This window comes from Hyphomicrobium sp. GJ21 (assembly GCF_001006785.1).
In the GTDB taxonomy this organism is placed as follows: Bacteria; Pseudomonadota; Alphaproteobacteria; order Rhizobiales; family Hyphomicrobiaceae; genus Hyphomicrobium_B.
This window is the reverse complement of sequence record NZ_CDHO01000002.1, coordinates 210141-230411: the sequence shown is the minus strand read 5'-3', so window position 1 is coordinate 230411 and position 20271 is coordinate 210141. Positions and strand designations below refer to the sequence as shown.

Below are 20271 nucleotides of genomic sequence, written 5' to 3'. Positions count from 1 at the left end.
GGAAAAACGCGAGCATCCGTTTTTGGTCTTGCGCGGCACCTCCAACACGTTCAGTGCAGCAACGGATATTGGTTCGGGCTGCGCGATTTATGATTGTCGCGCGCTCATTCCGAGTGCGCCGCAGCGAATGTTTGAGACATATTTATGAGCCACGCGATTTTAAGCTCCCGCGTCCTGAACGTCGAAAATTGCGGCGAAGCCTGTCAGTGGCTCATCGAAGATCTTCCGATGCCCCCGCTCTTGTCGGCCTCGATTGTCCCAACCGTCGCGGGCTTGATCGCAAAAGAGGGGATCAAGGGAATTCTGATTGACGAAACGGATCGGCAGACGGGGAAAAGGCGTCTGGCTGGGCTTGGTCTGTCAATCTTCGTTGTCGATCCATTGATGGACCACTATCGCTCAGAACCCGTTCCTTTTGCGCTGATCGACGCTCTGGCGCGAAACACGTCGAAGGCTGGAAATATCTTGTTGCGAAATGAAATCGCCGCCGCGAATGCCAACGGCGGTCTCAATCTGATTGTCCATTATATGCAGCGCGGATGGGATCTTTCACATCCCCATTGGCGGGCAGTCGGAGCGATCGGGCATCAAACCTATATCGAGCATCATGTCGGCTATTTCCTAAAACGCATCTACCAGGAGGATTGGGCAACCAACGAAGAAATCTATCTGATGGCCGGATACACACCTCTGCACCAGTATCGTGTCGCGAAAGCTTCTATGCCTCCCACTTCACCACCCCTCGGAGACTCTCGCATCGCATTCTTCGCCGAACGTAACGAGGTTTGTGCCCGGGCTCCGGGATCGACAATGTCATACGTCTTCGAACGCCACCTGCCGCATTGCCAGTTCTCAGCGGCAGAGCAGCGCATTCTCTCATTGGCGCTTGAAGACCTGACGGATCTGGAGATTGCACAGCGCATTGGCCTGTCGCCGACCAGGATCAAGCAGACCTGGAGGAGTATCTATCAGAAAATCGCCGATGAACTCCCGTTCCTTGTGAGTGAAGAAGATTTCGGCGACGACCAGCGACGCGGACGGGAAAAGCGCCGTCGCGTTCTCTCGTATGTCAGCGAGCACCGTGAAGAGATACGCCCTTTCAAGGGCGCTTAGAGATCATGAGATAGAGAGCACCGTGAGGCATCTCACCGGAGAGATCGCGCTCCCATTCAGATGAGCGAGCACCCACCCTTCATTCCGCAGAGAATGCGTCAATACTCGTCGAAAGATACATCGAGACGACCGCTCGTGAGCGTGAGTGGCCCACCAAAACCGAGATACGCGAACACGCCGAGCTACGTGAATTTCTTGAGGTCCGTGGCGAACGGCCGATTGATGCTTACCGACAGGAAGACGGTGTCAAACGACGACTTGCGTCTCATCCCTAAGATTATCTGAAGCGAAGTGTAGGAGCGCACGAACCGAGATCCAGCAGCAAACTAGATCTCGGCTAAGAAGGCCGTCGGGTGATGACAAGCCTATCTCAATAACAGACCCAAACGTAGAATCCGTCAGGTGTGAGCCGCCAACATGAGCCAACACCGTATGCCCACCATCTGCCACGCCAGAAGCGTCGAACGTGACCATAGTAGATCCCGCCGTAGTAGCGACGGCCAACTACCCAGTTCCTTCGGACATTCCTACGTACGACGTTCCTTCGCACATTCCTATGAACGACATTCCTGCGGACGTTCCGCCGGACAGCTGAATTGCGATAGACTCCGCCACGATTGAACGACCCACGGTGCATGCGGGCGAAGCCGCCGCCGCCGAACCCGCCGCCGCGAAAGCCTCCACCCCGCCTGGCGTCTGCATGGGAGAGAAGGGCAGTAAAGCCTATCAAAATGGAGAAAAGAAATACCAAGCTCAGCTTGAGACTAGGCTTCATGACGCACAACTCCTGAACTCATCAACAATGACTTGCTGCCAAGAAGTGCAATTAAACGTCGGCCGAATGATTGGCCGAGGGTGAGTAAACCAAAACAGAGTATGCCTTTTTCGACCGGCAGTCATCGTCTTAAAGACCCTTAAAATGGAAACGGGTGCCCAGGTGATTTTAAAAACTACAATCCTACTTGGGCGACGACGGCCGGAAAAATCGGCAACGGCTACCCGCCAATATACAAAATTATATTCCGAGCTCTCGCCATAATGCGTTACGTTACTCTTGATCGCGATTTAATTTACCAACACGAGGAAGTGCTTTGACGCGACGACGTATTCGTTTGACTGGCTGATGCTGGCGGCAAAGAGTGCCAGCGGCAGGTATTTGGTTTCCAGCGTGAGGCCGAAATGAAATCAATCAGCTTATTTTCGAAAGCGTATTTGATCCCACTTATTCCTCTTCTGTTTTTGTATGCACTTTGCGCGGGCACATGCTTCGCAGCAAATGGGCTGCCCCAGGCGGCGGATAAGACGGCGGCAGACGATACGCGTGACGTGTTCGCTCGTTTGGACGACTATCTAAAAAATAACTCGATCCAGTTCACCACATCGTATGACGCGCAAAATATTTCACTTGGTTCCTCTCGGGGTACAGCTCACTTCTATGTCGAACGCCCGAACTTATTGCGCATTGAACTTTCCGGTGACGGTTTCTCCTATTTGATGACGTCCGACGGAAAAGTCTTCACCATCTACGATGAGAAAAAGAAGAAGTACGCGCAGCGGCCTGCAACTGAACGACCGATTGAAGCCGTGAACTTATTTACCGGACTAGCCGCATTCCAAGCGCGGGTCCTCCAATTTCTCGGGTTGATTGGTGACGTTGCACGCGGTGACAGCGATCTGAAAGTCACAAAGGCGGGCGTCGATCGCATTGGCGGATTGTCGTGCGTCCGATACGACCTGCAATACACGTCCCAAGCCGATTCGGATAAATGGACAGCATGGCTTCGGGAAGATGGCGTGCCGCTTCCGTGCAAGACCCTCATCCGGAGTTCCGATGAAGGTAGCCAGCAAACCAATGGCTACAATTGGGAAGAAGCAGTTGCGAAATCCGAAAAGTACACTTTTACCCCACCGAGCGGGAGTACGGAGGTCGAAATCAACGAGCTAGCTCTGCGACCACTCCAATGAAATGTCGTCTCCCGGGTGCGTCGGTCCTTAGTGCGGTTCGGGAATAAATTTGAATGAGTGTGTTTCGCGTTCAGAAATGGATGCAACATGCCGCTTCGGAAGTTTGACCTTCTCGCGCTTTATCTCCGTATAAGGAATGCGACTAAGAAGATGCTCTATTATATTTAACCGTGCCTTTCTTTTATCATCGGATCGCGCGACGTACCAAGGAGCCCAAGGGGTGTCTGTCGCTGCAAACATTTCATCCCGGGCTCGTGAATACTCATCCCAACGGGTGTAGGATTTCAGATCCATCTTTGAGAGCTTCCAGATTTTTCGACCATCATCAATGCGCGCCTCAAGCCGGCGCGTTTGTTCATCTGGACTGACTTCCAACCAGTACTTAATCAGGATAACTCCAGAGTCGATGATCGCCTTCTCGACGTCGGGCACGATCTTCAAAAATCTCTCGGCCTGTTTCTCCGAGCAGAATTCCATTACGCGCTCAACACCTGCGCGATTGTACCAACTGCGATCAAAAATTACGATTTCTCCGCCCGCTGGCAGGTGTGGAAGATAACGCTGAATGTACATTTGAGATTGTTCCCGCTCGGTTGGAGCGGGAAGCGCAACCACCCTGAAAATTCGCGGACTTACTCGTGCAGTGATAGCTTTGATGGTTCCACCTTTACCGGCGCCATCGCGCCCTTCGAATATGATGCAAATTTTCTTTCCTGCGTGCCGCACCCATTCCTGGAGCTTGACGAGTTCGACGTGAAGACGCTTGAGCTCGCGCTCATAGTCCTTGCGTTTAAGTTTTTTTTCGGAAGGAGATTCTTCATCAAGCTGCGCGTCAACGCTTTTACCTTTTTCCATTGTCGATCCCAGTCTGGCTGAGTTCTTTAAAATCGCGAATTTAAAGTACCGAATCAATTTCGGCCATATGAGCCGCAAAGAATGTATCCGACGCTTAACGTATATGAATTTCTATATCGCATCGCGGCGAGTATCGACAGTCGATTGTTCAGGCTCGCGGGGTAAGAAAGAAGGCGAGACCGAGGATCAGGTAAACGGCGAGAAGTTGAACGCCCTTTAGCCAGTTCGACCGCCCATCGCTTGCGATCTGGCCCGTAATGAGGACTGCGACGAACACCGCGAGGATCAAGCCCTTTCCGAAAAGAAGGTCCATGGGCTCGGGCCCAATAATTAAACTTGCCAGGACGAGTAAAGGGGCAACGAACAACGCCACCTGAATGCTCGACCCGATCGCGATCGATAAGCTGAGATCCATTCGGTTCTTTATCGCTGCCGTGATGGCGGAGGCATGTTCGGCGGCGTTACCAAGAATTGCGATTACAAATACGCCGATGAAAATATCGCTGAGGCCGAGTGCCTGAGCCGTCGGTTCAATTGTGCCGACGAGAATTTCACTTAACCACGCAATCGCCGACGTGCATATCGCGAGCACGGCGATGGACCATGAGAGTGACCAAGGTTGCGAGCTTGTTTCATCGTCTGGCAGGTTGACGCCGCAGAAAAATGATGGGTGCGTCCAGAGGGAAAATAGAAGAAACATGCAGTAGACGACCAAAAGCACCAACGAAATCGAGATGCTGAGGGATTTCTCGCCGCCGGCGTATAGCTCTCCCACGAGGCCATGGTAGGCGGCGGGAATGATGAGCGCGATCGCTGCCAGAGTCAGCATTGTTGCCTGCGCTCGAGCGCCTGCCAAGTTAAAGTGCTGTTCCGGATATCGCATTCCCCCGGCCAGCATGGCAGCGCCAAGGACCAGAAGGATATTTCCAACGATCGAGCCCACAATCGTGGCTTTCACAACGTCATAGAGGCCGGCACGAAGAGCTGCGAGTGCAATGATAAGTTCTGCGGCATTGCCGAAAGTTGCGTTGAGAAGGCCTCCTATGCCTTCGCCCGACCGGTCTGCCAATTGCTCGGTTGCCCGCCCGAGCCACGCGGCTAACGGTAAAATGCCGATGGCCGCTGTTATGAAAACAAGTTCATACCGTCCTGGCGCGAAATGATGGAGGACGATCGCGATCGGCACAAAGGCTAGGAACCAGTTCAACATCGCATGTTCTATCGCTCAGGATGCGGACGGGTGTTTGTCTTCCCAATCAACCCAATCTACGGGATGCGACGTGAGATATGCCCTCACAGCTGCTCCAATTGTTGGATAGAAGGATTGCTCTCCGAACTGCGTAAACAATCCAAAACGCTTCAACTTGTCTTTGACGGGGTCTTTCAGTTCGGCAAACGAAAGTTTGATACCGGCTTCTCTTAGAGTTTTTTCAAGTTCAGAGAGAACATCGGCCGCTGTGACGTCCACGCTTGTCACGGGCTCAGCCGTTACAACAACCCAATGCACGGGTGTCGGCGAATTCTCGACAGCGCCAATGACGCGTGCCTGAAACAGTTCTGCGTTGGCGAAAAAAAGTGGGGCATCCCAACGGAAGAGAACAAGTCCCGGAATGAGACGAGCCTGCGGGTAGCGGCTGACATCGTGATAGCCGCTTATCCCGTTAGCCCGGCCAAGGATAGCGGAGTGGGGTCTCCATCCGTCCCAAAGAAATTCTATAACGGCGATGATCACTGCGAATGCGATCCCGGGTATTGCGCCGAACGTGGCAACGCCTGCGAAGCACAACATCGAAAGCCAGAATTCCCATCGCTGCATTTTATAGATGCGGATCAGGTCCTGGATCTCGACCAGTCCAATAGCCGAGGCAATAACGACGGCAGCGAGAGCGCTCGTAGGCAGATTTTGCAGGAGATTGGGAGCAGCGATAATGAGAAGTGCAACCGCCAGCGCACCAACAACGCCGGTCAATTGAGTTTTAGCTCCGGCCGCTTCGGCGACGGGAGTACGCGACGAGCTGCTGCTGATTGGGAAGCCTTGAAAAAAACCGGCGGCAAGATTGGCTACGCCAAGGCCGACCAGCTCCTGGTTAGGGTCGACATATGTTCGCGTGCGCGCGGCGTAGGCGCGAGAAAGAACGCTCGTATCGGCAAATGAGATGAGAGCGACGGCCAAGCCACCTGATAGAACTGTCGTAACATCTGCGAGATTGATCCAGGGAATATCGAATGTGGGTAAGCCTTGCGGGAGTGACCCGAGAACCGACACGCCTGCACTCTTACTCAACCCAAAAATTCCGACGATCGCGGTTGCTCCTGCGACAGCAATTAGCAGGCCGGGCACCTTACTTCGCTTCAGCGCAAAGATCGTGAGCAGCGCTCCGGCACCTATCAGGAACGCAGTCCAATTCACTCGCCCGCCGATTATGCCTTTCATGATCGACCCCAGATCACGGAGGGGACCGTGACTTTCAAAGGAAAAACCGAGAAGTTTTGGTACTTGGCTCAGCAAAACCGTTAGGGCGATACCGTTCATGTAGCCGTAGCGTATGGGCTTGGAGAGGAGTTCGGTTACAAAGCCCAGTTTGATCAATCCTGCTCCGATGCAGACGACGCCTGAGACGATTGCCATTGCGCTGGCGAGTGCGATCGCGCGAAGTGGATCTCCGCCCGACAAAGGAAGAACAACCGCAAGAATAACAGCGGCGAGTGATGAATCCGGGCCCAGAACGAGAATTCGGCTTGGGCCAAAAAGAGCGTACGCCAATAGCGGGATGATCGTTGCGTAGAGCCCATATATGCCTGGCACGCCGGATGCGACCGCGTAGGCAATCCCGACAGGAACGAGCATCGTAGCAAGAACAAGCCCAGCGACGATGTCGTGTTTGAGCCAATCCGGTCGATATTGCCGCAATATCCGTAGACCCGGCAGCCAGCGGTCAAAGCCCGACCGATCGCCTGTTGATTGCGGTGGCAGGAGTTGGCTTTGCTTAGATGTAGGCGAAGCGGCGGGGTTAGTGGCCATGCGATTAAACCATCAGCAGACCCGGATATCCGAGCGACCTCGGTCCAGGGGCCCACTCTCACAATGATCCGACGTGTCATCGACGGCAATAGATTTATAAATTGAGATGAGCATCCGCCGGAGCACGTCATCTGTATCCCGTCGATCATCGAGCGGACGACGACAGCATTAATGAATTGGATCACGTCGCGTGGACGCTTGATCAAAATTCAATTTGAAAGTCGAATGTCGTGGCGAGGCAATGCAACGTCTGCGGAATCTCAATCGTCGGAATGACTTCGGGTGGCGACGAACTTTGTTCACCAAAGGGCTGAACCCTAGAATGAGACGCATTACTGTGTTCGCGCCTAAAACCTTGGATCGAACCCGTCACGATTCCTCTCTTGATTTTAAGCAATCTCGGCATATGCTGACGCATATTAATATGCATGCTGATTTTTTTGAGTACCGCATATGGCCGAGCCCGCAATTTCAGCGGCGTGCGAGACTAACGTCCAATGGCCCTTTGGGCTGGTGCAGGACGCGTGGAACTATTCGATCGACGCTTGGCAGCGGAGCATTCTCTTTCTCGACGTCTTGGAGCAAAGGAGCGCTAAGTATTACGAACATGCCGCAAAAGTTGCGCCGCATGTTCTGAAATTTAGTTGCGAGCTCGTGCTCGACGGACGTGAGCTTAAAAAGCCAGTAAATTACGTCCTTGCCCGTATCATCCCACCTGACGGTAAGAAGCCGGATAAGTTCAAGCGTCCCTTCGTGATTGTCGATCCGAGAGCCGGACATGGGCCGGGCATTGGAGGCTTCAAGCCGCAAAGCGAGATCGGCGTAGCGATGAAGGCGGGGCACCCTTGTTACTTCATCGGCTTCCTTCCCGATCCCGTTAGCAGTCAAACCATCGAGGACATCGCTGAGGCGGAAGCGAAATTTCTCGAGCACGTGATCAGTTTACATCCCGAGGCCGATGGTAAGCCGGCCGTGATAGGAAACTGTCAAGCGGGCTGGGCGGTAATGATGCTTGCTGCGGCGCGACCAGAGCTTTTTGGTCCGATTATTGTGGCAGGATCTCCTTTATCGTATTGGGCTGGAGCGCCAAAACAAAACCCAATGCGATATACTGCTGGCGTGCTCGGCGGCACTTGGACGACGGCTTTGCTCGGGGATGTTGGAAACGGCAAGTTCGACGGTGCGTGGTTGGTTTCCAATTTCGAAAATCTCAATCCCGCGAATACCCTTTGGTCCAAGCACTACAATCTCTATTCCAAAATCGACACCGAAGCCCCGAGATATCTGGAATTTGAACAATGGTGGGGCGGTCATGTGCTTCTCAACGCCGGTGAAATGCAGTTCATCGCCGACGAATTGTTCGTTGGAAACAAGCTGTCATCGGCGTCCGTCAGGTCTTCGAACGGCAACCTCATCGATCTTCGCAATATCAGTTCGCCGATCGTGATCTTCTGTTCGAAGGCAGACAACATCACACCGCCGCCGCAAGCGTTGAACTGGATAATTGATCTTTACGATAGCGTTGAAGACATTCGAGCCCACGGGCAGACGATCGTCTATGCTGTGCACGAATCTATCGGGCATCTTGGAATTTTTGTATCGGGGTCTATTGCAAAAAAAGAGCATGATCAGTTTGCGAACAACATCGATTTAATCGATACGTTGCCGCCGGGCCTCTACGAAGCCGTTATGACGCCGAAAGATCCCGACGATCCCACGGCCGATCTTATTTTGGGCGACTATCTTATTCGTTTTGAAGCGCGCAGCTTGGATGATATTCGCGAGCTTGGCAGCAATAGTGAGGACGATGACCGCGAGTTTGCGACCGTCGCCCGGCTCTCCGAAATAAATCTTGGTCTCTATCGGACATTTGTTCAGCCCTGGATTCAAACCTGGGCGAATGAGAGTTCAGCCGAATTGACGCGCCGGCTTCATCCTTTGCGCATGCAGTATGAGTTCTTCTCAGGCGCTAACCCATTCATCCGATCGCTGGCGTCCGATGCCGTTCGGCTTCGGGAAAATCGCCGACCCGTTTCAAAAGACAACATCTTTTGGCAGATGCAAGAGTGGTTCGGCGACTGGATGGTCCTGGCACTCGACGCCTACAGGGATGCTCGAGACGATGCCGCGCAAGCATGGTTTCATGCGATTTACGGTTCGCCATTTCTTCAGGCAGCAGTCGGTCTCAGGGCATCCGATGAAATTCCACGTCTCAGAGTAGGAGATGATCCCGCGCATCACGCTCTCGTTGAGAAAAAAATAGCCGAACTGAAGCAAAGGCTCGCCGATGGTGGCCCTCGGGAAGCAGTTATTCGTGCGCTGCTATATGTACGAATGCCCGATGGAGCCGTGGATGAACGCGGCTTCAATCTTCTCCGAAGAATGCGAGATGAAACCGGCAAAGGTTTGAATCTCGCCGCATTCAAACAGATCCTGCGCGAACAATTCTTGATGTTGCTTCTTGATGAACGTCGCGCAGTTGCCGCCATCCCAGAGATGCTCGCGACCGATCCAGACTTGGCAACCCGAATGAAGGGCAAGCTCGATCGCATGATCGAGCTGGTCGGAGTTCACAGCAAGCTGGCGCGTGAACGCTTGGCGGAAGTGGAAGCATTATTTGAAAATGAAGACATCACGACGCTGCCTGCAAAGCAGGCAGCCATTTCGACATCGCGCAACAGCAGAGCCGAAAAGCGGCATTAATGGGAGCAAGGTTCGTCGGCCCCCAGACAAACGGAGTTAGCAATGCCCGGACTCCTTCGCCCCGAAGACCTAAAGATGATTAGCTCTGACGCGGAGATGGCAGAGGTTGATCGCGATCGGCAGCTAGCGAACAAAAAGAAGCAACAAGACCGAGCGCTACGCGAGGCTTTCATGTCGCGCAAAGTCGCACCGGAAGCCGTCGAGCGGATAAACAACGCAGTTCGGATCGCCGCTCAAAACGGCCATCATCATTTGGAGGTCATCACCTTCCCGTCTAGCTACTGCAGCGACGGTGGAAGGCGGATCAATATTGCCGACGCGGAATGGCCAACGACGCTGACAGGTTTCGCCAAGGATGCCTATGATTTCTACGACAAGGAATTGCGGCCGCTCGGCTACAAACTTCGCGCGGAAATCATCAATTTTCCCGGCGGTATGCCCGGCGACATTTCTTTATCAATCGCGTGGTGAAACTTCCGAAGGAGAGGCGCCATGGCAGAGGCAATCGTCTCCAAAATTCATCGGCATGAAAAATACGAACGACTGGTTGCAGCGGCGCAGCGTTTGAGTCCGCTCCCGACCGCTGTTGCACAGCCTTGCGACGAGTCATCACTTCGTGGCGCCATCGAAGCGCGGGATGCGGGACTGATAACCCCGATACTCGTGGGACCAAAAGCAAAGATGATCGAGATTGCGAGAACAATTGGTCTCAATCTCGATGGTCTGGAGATCATCGACGTGCCTCACAGCCACGCCGCCGCCGCAAAGGCCGTCGATGTCGTGCGTAGCGGCAAAGCCGAACTGCTCATGAAAGGCAGTCTTCATTCCGATGAGCTCCTTGGTGCCGTGACGAGTCGAGAAACGGGTCTTCGCACCGAAAGACGAATTAGCCACGTGTTTGTCATGGACGTGCCCACACATTCACAGACGCTGTTTGTGACGGATGCCGCAGTTAACATTGCGCCGGATCTGATGGCGAAACGTGATATCGTCCAAAACGCGATTGACCTCTACACGGCCTTAGGTCTCGGCAAGCCCAAAGTTGCTATTCTATCGGCCGTCGAAACAGTTACCACCGCCATTCCGTCGACTATTGAAGCAGCCGCGCTTTGCAAGATGGCTGATCGTGGTCAGATCACCGGCGGAGAACTGGATGGACCACTCGCGTTCGACAATGCCATCAGTTTAACGGCGGTGCGCGTCAAGGGCATCAAGTCGCCCGTGGCGGGGCATGCGCAAATCCTTGTCGTACCGGATTTGGAAGCGGGCAATATGCTCGCCAAAAATCTTACGTTTATTTCTAATGCTGACGCTGCTGGAATCGTTCTGGGAGCGAGAGTACCGATCATTCTGACGTCGCGAGCCGACAATGTTCGGACACGCCTGGCTTCCTGCGCCGTCGCCAAATTGCTTGCTTACAGCAGACGGGCTAACGCTCCGATCAGAGCATGACCAATGTCCGATACCATACTGGTCATCAACGCGGGCAGCTCGAGTATCAAATTTCAGCTGTTTGCAATTGCACCTGGAAAACAACTCGATCGGCGGCTTAAAGGTCAGATCGAGGGTATTGGGACGAGGCCACGATTAGTTGCAAGCGATGCTACCGGTCAACGTGTCATTGATAAGGTGTGGGGGACCGACGAAGTCGGCGAATTGCATCACGCACTTGATAGACTGGTCGTGTTCCTACGCGAGTATGTTGGAAGGTTGCCCGTTGCGATTGGACATAGGGTCGTCCACGGAGGCCCGGAGTTCATTGAACCAACGTTGCTCAACTCCCGCGTCCTGGATCACCTGCAGCGATTTGTGCCGCTTGCACCTCTTCACCAACCGAACAACCTCGCGCCAATAAGAATCGTTCTGGAGCGACAGCCGCACCTCTTGCAGGTCGCGTGTTTCGACACTGCTTTTCATAGACATCATTTGGAAATTGCGGACCGCTACGCGATTCCCGATCGACTTTATCGTGAGGGCGTGCGCCGATATGGATTTCACGGGTTGTCCTACGAGTATATTGCATCGAGGATTCCGCAAGTCGCTCCTGAAATTGGCGATCATCGGGTCGTCGTCGCTCACCTCGGAAGCGGCGCATCGATGTGTGCGTTACAAGGAGGAAAGAGCATTGAAAGCAGCATGGGATTTACGGCTCTGGATGGTTTGCCGATGGGTACGCGTCCAGGTCAGATCGATGCCGGCGTCGTGCTCTATCTTATGAATGAAAAGGGCATGAGCGTTAAAGACGTCGAACATTTCCTTTATAACGATTGCGGCCTCAAGGGCCTATCAGGCATTAGCAATGACGTCAGAGATTTGCTCTCGAGCGTCGACCCAAGGGCCAGGCTGGCACTCGACTACTTTGCCTATCGCATCGCGCTTTTCGGGGGGATGCTCGCAACGGCATTGGGCGGAATCGATGGCTTGATCTTTACCGCCGGAATTGGAGAAAACGCACCGGAAATTCGCCGGGCGGTGGTCGCTCGCATGTCGTGCTTCGGGATAGAACTGTCGGAAACAGCGAACGGAAAAAACCAACTCCGCATCTCGAGCGATGCCTCCCGTGTTGGGTGTTACGTGGTGCCGACCGACGAAGAGCTGATGATTGCAAGGCACACATTGCAAATGTTGCAAAAGCAAGAAATGCCCAAGGAGAAGCGGGCATGATTGATGTTTCTTCGCTAAACTTGCTCAAAGGCAAAAAGGCGCTCGTTACCGGTATCGCAAACGATCAGTCCATAGCGTGGGGATGTGCCAAGGCGTTTCACGCATTCGGCGCAGACGTTGCGGTTACGTATCTTAATGAAAAAGCTAAACCGCACGTCGAACCCCTGGCTAAGGAGGTCGGCGCGCAAATCCTCATGCCTCTCGATCTCCAGCATGAAGGGCAACTTGAGGACGTATTCGAAAAAATTGAGAAGAGATGGGGAAGGCTCGATCTCTGCCTTCACTCCCTCGCGTTTGCTCCGAAGGATGACCTGCAGGGTCGCGTCGTCGATTGCTCCAGAGATGGATTTCTTCGTGCAATGGAGATTTCGTGCTGGTCGTTTATCAGGATGGCCAAGCTTGCCGAGCCACTCATGAAATCAGGTGGCGCCTTGTTCACGATGACTTACTACGGCTCGCAAATGGTCGTGGAGCACTACAACATCATGGGTCCAGTGAAAGCCGCTCTTGAATCGGCGACAAGATATTTGGCCGCCGAATTAGGACCAAAAGGCATCCGGGTGCATGCAATATCCCCGGGTCCTCTGAAAACGCGCGCCGCATCGGGAATTACGGCGTTCGATAAGCTTCTTCAAAAGGCACAATCAAAAGCGCCAAGCCGGAGCCTAGTCTCGATCGACGATGTCGGCGTTGCGGTAGCCTTTCTCGGCATGGATGGGGCGAAACTGATAACCGGCGAAACGCTCTATATTGATGGCGGCTACCACATCATTGATTAGACCCGCCCAGAGGGCGCCATTAAATTGCTATCGTTGGAGGGACGGACGTTTCAGATTTATGGCAATCACTAAATGTGCGATGATATAATTATCTATGGCAATCTATTTTCGGAAACGATAGCGTTGATCACGGCTGAGGGACTGGCGAGCAAACTAAGCTTACTCCAAATGGAGCAAAAGAATGACCCATAAAGTGCTTTGTGCAGTAGACGATACCGGCCATTCCGAGAGCGCAATAACCCAGGCGGCTGAACTGGCAAAAGCCACTGGAGCCGACCTCACCCTACTCGCCGTCAATTTGCCTGCCGGAGGCGACGGGCGAGGTGGAATTATTGAGTATACCTGGGAAGATTCCGACGAGAAACGCGTTCTCGACAATGCTTCTGCTGTCGCGAGTAAAGCGGGTATTTCCAATCCCAAGACGGTAAGCGTGAGAAGCCGCGATGCGGCGCGCTCCATCGTCGTTTACGCCGAGGACAATGGAATTGACCATATCGTCGTCGGTACGGGCGGCAAGGGCAACATAGCGCGACTCGTGCTTGGCTCGGTCTCAAGCAGTGTAGTTGCCCGTGCGCATTGCCCGGTGACGGTTGCAAGATAACAGGAAGCGCCGAGGTGCTTGTTCTTATTGCGCTGCGCAGAAAATTCTGTGCAAGCCAATTGGAATATCCGCGACCACATCGTTTCATATATTGCGATTAATTTCATGTGGCTGGTATCGCCGCAAGCTCATGCAGCCTGATTAATCTCCGGCTTCGTCGCAGGGCGGGCTGAAGGTCTAAATTTCTCGCGTATGGCTTGGAAGGTGACGTAAAGGGACGGGATCGCGAATATGCCGATGATGGATGCGGCTATCATTCCGCCGAAGACGGGTGTCCCGACATTGCGACGTGCGAGTTCGGAAGCGCCCACCGCGACGACAAGAGGAAGCAGTCCCAGGATGAAGGCAAAGGAAGTCATCATCACCGGACGGAAGCGTAAACGGCTCCCCTCCGTGGCGGCTTCATCGAGCGCAACCCCACGCTCGCGTTGCTCTTTTGCGAATTCGACAATCAATATGCCGTTCTTCGCCGCAAGACCGATAAGAACGACCATTCCGATTTGCCCATAGAGATCGAGGGTCAACCCCCCGATGGCGATGGCTGCGAAAGCTCCGCACACGCCGACGCTGACGGAAAGAAGAACCGGCACCGGAATGGTCCAACTTTCATAGAGAGCTACCAAGAATAAATAGGCGAACAGCAACGCAAACCCAAGGATGAGCGCGGTTTTGCCCTCTGCTCGCTTCTCCTGGAATGCTGTGTCTGTCCATTCACCGGCATACCCATCCGGCAGGGTGCGGGCGGCGACTGCCTCCATCGCGTTCAGCGCTTGTCCAGAGGACACGCCTGCTGCCGGGGATCCTTGAATCGTGACCGCGCGAAGATTGTTATAACGAATGATCGATGGCGGACCGACGACGACTCGAACCTCGACGAGGCTCCGCATCGGTATCATCTGGCCTTTTTCATTGCGGACGTTGATCCGGTAGAGATCGTCGATACTGGATCGATCCGAGGCATCCGCTTGAACCTGTACCTGCCAGGTGCGGCCGTACAGATTCATGTTGTTGACGAAATACCCGCCAAGGGACGCTTGCAAAGCTTGAAAAACATCGTTGAGCCGAACTCCCAAAATCTGCGCTTTATCGCGATCGATATCGAGATACAGCGAAGGGTTTGTCGCCGAGAAGGTACTGAAGACGCGGTCCAGTTTTGGGTCCTGGTTAGCGGCAACGAGTAGCCCGCGCAAAACTTGGGCCAATGCTTTCGGATCCCCTCCCCGCAGGTCCTGAAGGACATACGCAAAACCGCCTCCAGACCCGAGGCCGATGATCGGCGGCGGTGCCAACGGCACGACCGTGCCTCCAGGAATCTCTCGGAGCTTGGGGCCGAGACGTTGAATCAGCGAACGCACACCCAGAGCGCGATCCTTGCGTTGCTCAAATGGCTTTAACGTCACGACCATGAACGCAGCATTTGACTGCGAATAGTTATCAATAAAATTGAGGCCCACGACCGAGGTCACGTCCTGAACAGCCGCTTCACCTTTGAGAATCTCCTCGGTCTGGCGGACGACATCAATTGTGCGGCCCACCGATGCGCCACCGGGGAGTTGTGCGAGCACGAACAATGCGCCTTGGTCGTCCTCGGGGAGAAATCCGGTTGGAGTCACCTTGGCCAGTCCATAGGTGCCTGCGAGCGCGACGCCCACTAACGCCAAGCCAAACAGAGAAATTCGCAACAAGCGAGCGACGGCTGCGCCATAGGCGTCGCGCACATTGTCGATCGCTCGCATGATTGCGCCGATCGGGCCTCGTCGCGGCCCATGATGCGGTTTGAGGAGAATGCCGCACAATGCTGGGGACAGCGTTAGAGCATTGATCGCCGACAAAAGCATCGCAACGGCAATTGTCACTGCGAACTGACGAAATAGTTCTCCGGAAATTCCCGGAATAAAGGCGACAGGCACAAAGACGGAGAGCAGAACCAACGTTATGGCAATGATCGGAGCCGTGATTTCGGCCATGGCTCGTTTCGTGGCCTCGGGCGGCGATAGCTCCGGATGTTCTTCCATCACGCGTTCGACATTCTCGACCACGACGATGGCGTCGTCGACCACAATGCCAATCGCGAGGACAATTGCGAGCAGCGAGACTGTGTTTGCCGAATATCCTATCGCCAGCAGAACAATAAATGCGCCGATCAAGCTAACCGGAACCGCGAGAGTAGGTATCAGCGTAGCGCGAACGCTGCCCAGAAAGAGATAAACGACGAGCACCACAAGAATGAACGCTTCAATCAGAGTCTTGCGCACTTCATGGATGGTATCCGTCACGAATTGCGTAGGGTCGTAGGTAACCTTCCATGCCATGTCGTCGGGAAACCGCTTCTCGGCGGTTTCAAGCTTGGTGCGCACCGCTTTCAGGTTGGTGATCGCGTTGGCCCCTGGCGATTGATAGATCGCTATAACGGCGGCGGGCCCCCCGTTGAATAGAGTATCGCGATCCAGATTTGCTGCTCCCAGTTCAAGCCGGGCAACGTCGCCCAGCCGCAGCACCGAGCCGTCAGGGTTGGTCCGCAGGACGATCTTCTCAAAATCAGCAGTGCTATTGAGGCGGCCCTTCGTTTGGATATTGAGTTGAAGTTGCTGCTCGTTTGATATCGGCCGCGCGCCTATCCTGCCGACGGCGGCTTGAACGTTCTGAGCCTGGATCGCATTGATGACGTCACCGGTCGTCAGTCCCAATCCGGTCAATCTGTCGGTTTTGACCCAAGCCCGCATCGCGTAGTCTTGCGGTCCCCAAAGGACGGCGTCGCCAACGCCCGGTGTGCTCTTTATTTGGTCGAGCAGGTTGATCGTGACGTAGTTGGATAGAAAGAGCGGATCATGGGTGTGCTTGGGCGAGTAAAGCGCCACAACGCCAAGAAGGGCTGAGGATTTCTTCTTAACCGACACGCCTTGGCGCTGAACCTCGGGTGGCAAGCTCGACAGCGCGACTTGGACCCGATTGTTGACATTCACGGTATTTATATCGGGATTGGTTCCGAGTTCGAATGAGCAGATCAGCGTATAGCTGCCGTCGTCCCCGCTCACGCTCTTCATGTAGATCATCTTATCAACGCCGACGACCTGCGCTTCGATGGGTTGAGCGATCGAAGTGTCGACAACGGATGAATTGGCTCCCGGGTACGTCGTCGTGACCTGCACTTGCGGCGGAACGATATCCGGATATTGAGCAAAGGGGATTGCGTATAACGCCAGGACGCCCGCTATCGTCGTGACGATCGCGATGACAATGGCAAGTCTTGGGCGGTCGACGAAGATAGAGGATAACATCCCTTCAACTCCGATCCTGGAGTTGAAGGGCAGGCGTTGCGATCACGGCTGCGCCTGGGCGCACGCTCTGCAGACCGTCGACAATAACCTGCTCCCCTCCGCTCAAGCCCTCCTCGACGATGATGCTCGTGCCTCCGCTTTCGCCACCGGTCTTCACCCTCCGGATAGCGGCTTTTCCGTCATCGACGACGAAGACGTACGTCCCTTGCTGATCGGCGATGAGTGCCGACTGCGGGATGACGACTTTTTCGACAGGCTTGCCCGCTTCAATCGATACGTGGACGAGTTGCCCGTCGATGAGTACGCCTTTCGGATTCGGAAAGGCTGCACGAACGAGCACGGTATCGGTCGTGCGATTGACCGTAACATCGACGAAATTGACGGTGCCTTCCTGGTCGTACTTGCTGAGATCGGCGAATTTCAAATTGGCTTTCAACTGAGTGACGTCGAGTTGTTTGCCTGTCTGCTGCAAACGCAGGAATTCCCGCTGGCTAACAGGGAACGTAACGTACATGGGATCTTGGCTGACGATGACCGTCAAAGGCCCGCTCTCGGGGCTTACGACGTTTCCCTTGGTGACGTTCGTTCGACCGATTTTTCCCGTTACTGGGGCAACGATATCGGTGTAGCCGAGGTTGATCTTAGCCGTGTCCAGGTTGGCCTGATCGATAAGGATCGTGCCCTTGGCCTGTTCATCAGCGGCACGCGCCTGATCGCGCGCGACGGCTGAGCCAACGTTCCTCTCATACAATTCTTCAGCACGTTGCAGTTGGACTTCGCTCAATACCTTTGCGGCTTTGCTCCGGTCGAGTGCGCCCGCCGCTTCTCCGACTGCGGCCTGAAACAACCCCTTCTCGATTTTGTAGAGGGACGCGCCAGCCTGCACCAAGTCGCCTTCTTTGAATTCGACCGCTTCCAGGTAACCTGTGACACGCGCCCTGATCTCAACACGATCGATGGCTTCGACACGGCCGACGAAATCCAGCGATTTTGCAATTGGCTTGCGCGCAGCGGTTACGACACCGACTGATATTTGTGATGGGGCTTCTTTCGGCTGCGCAAGGGCCGGAAATGACATCAAATAAAGTGCAACGACCGCGCCTAATGTGTTGCGCATGCCGCTCTCCTTCCTAGTACCCCACAATCTGTGTTGTGTTGGCTACGATCCGAGAACGTGCGTCGAAGTGATAGATCTCGTAGGAGAGCCGATACCGAAGTTGGTTCGTGCCCTAGTCAGTAATTCAAAAGTTCGCTCGCGGCGCTGTCATTAAATCCTCTTAGGATTGAAGATTTAATCCGAACACTTGCCTAAGGACGACGCGCCAAAGCCATCAAGGGATATATTATCGAAAATCATCGTGAGAGCCAAGAGCGTTTAATATGGAAGTTGATGCTAATAATGACTCGGAGGATCGAAGCTGCTCAACATGCCAACACACAAACCGTGGACGCTTCCTTGGTGACGGCTTAGTATGAGGGCCAACGATCAGCTGATATATTCGCCCCAATTCATCATTGATTGGCTCCCTTCAATGGAGCGTAGCGTGCTATTGGTTCGATATAGGGGGAACCTTTTTATAAAAGGGCGTATCCCTCAATTGGGACCTCGCCATTGCGGATGCCCAGGATAAATTTACTGCGCCAAGCAAAAGTGGTGGAAGTTATTCGCGCAAATTCATGGACCCGATGGCTAAGCAGACAGACAGCCCAAGCGCATAGAGATCGTAGTTGAACCGGAATTTAACGAATGCCGGAGATCGATACGCAGAAGGATCAGACCGTCGCGATCGATCTTGCTATTCGTATCAGCTTGCTTACGTTGCTAGCTTATTTGTCGTTTGCAATCGTTGCTCCGGTTCTGACGATCTTAGTGTGGAGCGCCATTCTGACGGTGGCGCTTTACCCCATCTACCGCTGGCTCGCATATCGGCTCAATAGCCCGAAGTTTGCCGCCGCATTCGTTACATTACTTTGCATGTTTGTCGTCTTAGCACCTGTGACGTGGCTTGGCTTCGGTCTGCTCAACGGAGTGGAAGTCATTGTCCAAAAACTTGACAGCGGATTATCCATTCCTGCCCCTCCAGAATCGATCAAAGATTGGCCAATCGCTGGAGATCAAATCTATCGGCTTTGGACGCGCGCCATTACGGACATCAGCTCGCAACTAGCTGAATTAGCACCCGCGTTGAAACCTGTGGCTGGCTGGCTCCTCCAGGTTGCGTCGAACGTTTTGATTGGGCTGCTCAAGTTCCTGCTCTCGATTATCGTAGCAGGTTTTCTCTTTTGCCCAGGCCCCAAGCTTGTCAAAGTACTTGCTCGGATCATGGAACGCGTTCTGAACCCGCGAGGTACAGAAATGGTGGAACTGGCCGGCGCAACTATCCGCAATATTTCTCGTGGCGTTCTTGGGGTTGCGTTGCTGCAATCGTTTCTTGGAGGGATCGGTTTTCTTGTGGCCGGCGTACCCGGCGCGGGCATTTTCGCTTTCGCTTCGCTGGTACTTGGAATTCTCCAAATTGGTCCAGGCGTTCTCTTTCTGCCGATCCTTGTTTGGAGTTGGATGACTCAGGAAGCGCTGCACGCCCTTTTGTTTACCGCCTACATGGTCCCAATTGGGCTATTGGATAACGTTTTGCGCCCGATCTTAATGACACGTGGTCTCACTACTCCCATGTTGGTCATCGTCATCGGCGTCATTGGTGGGACGATCGCCTATGGAATCATTGGCCTCTTTGTTGGTCCGATAATTCTTTCTGTTGCCTGGGAACTGGGCCAAGCGTGGATGAACGGAAACAAGTCCGGGACCGCTTAAATACTAAGGCTGTCGGCTGATGATATGCGGCTGTCCCGTCCACTCGACTCGACATTGGGCGAGTGCTGCGGGATCAAGCATGCACGGAGTGCCGGGTGACGCAAGAGGCTGCTGCGGCCTCGGAGACCTCGGCCGGCGTCGCTCACAAACGGTTTCCATACATAACAATTCCATGTCAGCCCCTTGACATATTTGTGACGATAGGGCGCCCTACCTAGGCGATTTGGCCTATTCCGCTTCGACCATTTGGCTTGATTGACGAAGCGAATTCAGACGGGGGGAACCGTGCTGATGCGGAGTGCTTCAGGCCGCCTAGCGGCGGCATCGTTCCGTCCTGCGGCAACGAAATATCGAGCGCCGGACCGTTGGCGTTACGCGGCGGCGGCCGAGAACGCCGTCTTCGGTCTCGCATCGCAGAGCCGCTCGGGCGGCCGGGTGATCGCCCTTCTTTTTCCCACCTTGCGGCGCGGGTTATCGAC

Annotated in this window: 14 protein-coding genes; 9 read left to right on the top strand and 5 right to left on the bottom strand. The window is 54.1% G+C overall.

Annotation, left to right across the window (positions count from 1 at the left end; translation table 11 throughout):
- The first annotated feature begins 273 nt into the window (after window positions 1-273).
- Both HYPGJ_RS04095 and HYPGJ_RS04090 read left to right on the top strand, forming a co-directional pair.
- On the top strand, window positions 274-1113 hold the full coding sequence (locus HYPGJ_RS04095; RefSeq protein ID WP_143440489.1) for a hypothetical protein: 840 nt from the start codon (window positions 274-276) through the stop codon (window positions 1111-1113).
- A 1179-nt stretch (window positions 1114-2292) separates the two neighbouring features.
- Window positions 2293-3078 carry a DUF2092 domain-containing protein gene (locus HYPGJ_RS04090; RefSeq protein ID WP_046846023.1) on the top strand — a complete coding sequence of 262 codons (786 nt, stop codon included), beginning with the start codon at window positions 2293-2295 and terminating at the stop codon, window positions 3076-3078.
- A 27-nt stretch (window positions 3079-3105) separates the two neighbouring features.
- Here the strand turns inward: HYPGJ_RS04090 and ppk2 are convergent, their stop codons facing one another.
- The 3 genes from ppk2 to sulP form a co-directional block, all read right to left on the bottom strand.
- Entirely contained in the window at window positions 3106-3933 is an 828-nt protein-coding gene (gene ppk2 / locus HYPGJ_RS04085) for a polyphosphate kinase 2 (protein ID WP_013215983.1), read from the bottom strand.
- A gap of 148 nt (window positions 3934-4081) precedes the next feature.
- Window positions 4082-5143: a calcium/proton exchanger gene (cax, locus tag HYPGJ_RS04080; RefSeq protein ID WP_046846022.1), complete on the bottom strand. Its 1062-nt coding sequence runs from the start codon at window positions 5141-5143 to the stop codon at window positions 4082-4084.
- A gap of 15 nt (window positions 5144-5158) precedes the next feature.
- Window positions 5159-6955 carry a sulfate permease gene (sulP, locus tag HYPGJ_RS04075; RefSeq protein ID WP_046846021.1) on the bottom strand — a complete coding sequence of 599 codons (1797 nt, stop codon included), beginning with the start codon at window positions 6953-6955 and terminating at the stop codon, window positions 5159-5161.
- Between the two features lie 453 nt (window positions 6956-7408).
- Here sulP and HYPGJ_RS04070 point away from each other — a divergent pair, with 453 nt between their 5' ends.
- The 6 genes from HYPGJ_RS04070 to HYPGJ_RS04045 all read left to right on the top strand — a co-directional run bounded on the left by HYPGJ_RS04070 (window position 7409) and on the right by HYPGJ_RS04045 (window position 13702).
- Window positions 7409-9658 carry a DUF3141 domain-containing protein gene (locus tag HYPGJ_RS04070; protein WP_046846020.1) on the top strand — a complete coding sequence of 750 codons (2250 nt, stop codon included), beginning with the start codon at window positions 7409-7411 and terminating at the stop codon, window positions 9656-9658.
- A 42-nt stretch (window positions 9659-9700) separates the two neighbouring features.
- Entirely contained in the window at window positions 9701-10129 is a 429-nt protein-coding gene (locus HYPGJ_RS04065; RefSeq protein WP_046846019.1) for a hypothetical protein, read from the top strand.
- A gap of 21 nt (window positions 10130-10150) precedes the next feature.
- Entirely contained in the window at window positions 10151-11110 is a 960-nt protein-coding gene (locus tag HYPGJ_RS04060; protein WP_046846018.1) for a phosphate acetyltransferase, read from the top strand.
- Between the two features lie 3 nt (window positions 11111-11113).
- On the top strand, window positions 11114-12322 hold the full coding sequence (locus HYPGJ_RS04055) for an acetate/propionate family kinase (RefSeq protein WP_046846017.1): 1209 nt from the start codon (window positions 11114-11116) through the stop codon (window positions 12320-12322).
- Window positions 12319-13101, top strand: a complete 783-nt coding sequence (gene fabI, locus HYPGJ_RS04050; RefSeq protein ID WP_046846016.1) for an enoyl-ACP reductase FabI — start codon at window positions 12319-12321, stop codon at window positions 13099-13101. Before HYPGJ_RS04055 ends, fabI begins: the two co-directional genes overlap by 4 nt.
- Before the next feature lie 181 nt (window positions 13102-13282).
- Window positions 13283-13702 carry a universal stress protein gene (locus HYPGJ_RS04045; RefSeq protein WP_046846015.1) on the top strand — a complete coding sequence of 140 codons (420 nt, stop codon included), beginning with the start codon at window positions 13283-13285 and terminating at the stop codon, window positions 13700-13702.
- Between the two features lie 128 nt (window positions 13703-13830).
- Here the strand turns inward: HYPGJ_RS04045 and HYPGJ_RS04040 are convergent, their stop codons facing one another.
- Both HYPGJ_RS04040 and HYPGJ_RS04035 read right to left on the bottom strand, forming a co-directional pair.
- Window positions 13831-16980, bottom strand: coding sequence for a multidrug efflux RND transporter permease subunit (locus tag HYPGJ_RS04040; protein WP_046846014.1), 3150 nt, complete (start codon window positions 16978-16980; stop codon window positions 13831-13833).
- Between the two features lie 4 nt (window positions 16981-16984).
- Window positions 16985-18097 carry an efflux RND transporter periplasmic adaptor subunit gene (locus tag HYPGJ_RS04035; RefSeq protein ID WP_046846013.1) on the bottom strand — a complete coding sequence of 371 codons (1113 nt, stop codon included), beginning with the start codon at window positions 18095-18097 and terminating at the stop codon, window positions 16985-16987.
- A 630-nt stretch (window positions 18098-18727) separates the two neighbouring features.
- Between HYPGJ_RS04035 and HYPGJ_RS04030 the strand changes: the two genes are divergently transcribed.
- On the top strand, window positions 18728-19792 hold the full coding sequence (locus HYPGJ_RS04030) for an AI-2E family transporter (protein ID WP_046846012.1): 1065 nt from the start codon (window positions 18728-18730) through the stop codon (window positions 19790-19792).
- Window positions 19793-20271 lie beyond the last annotated feature (479 nt).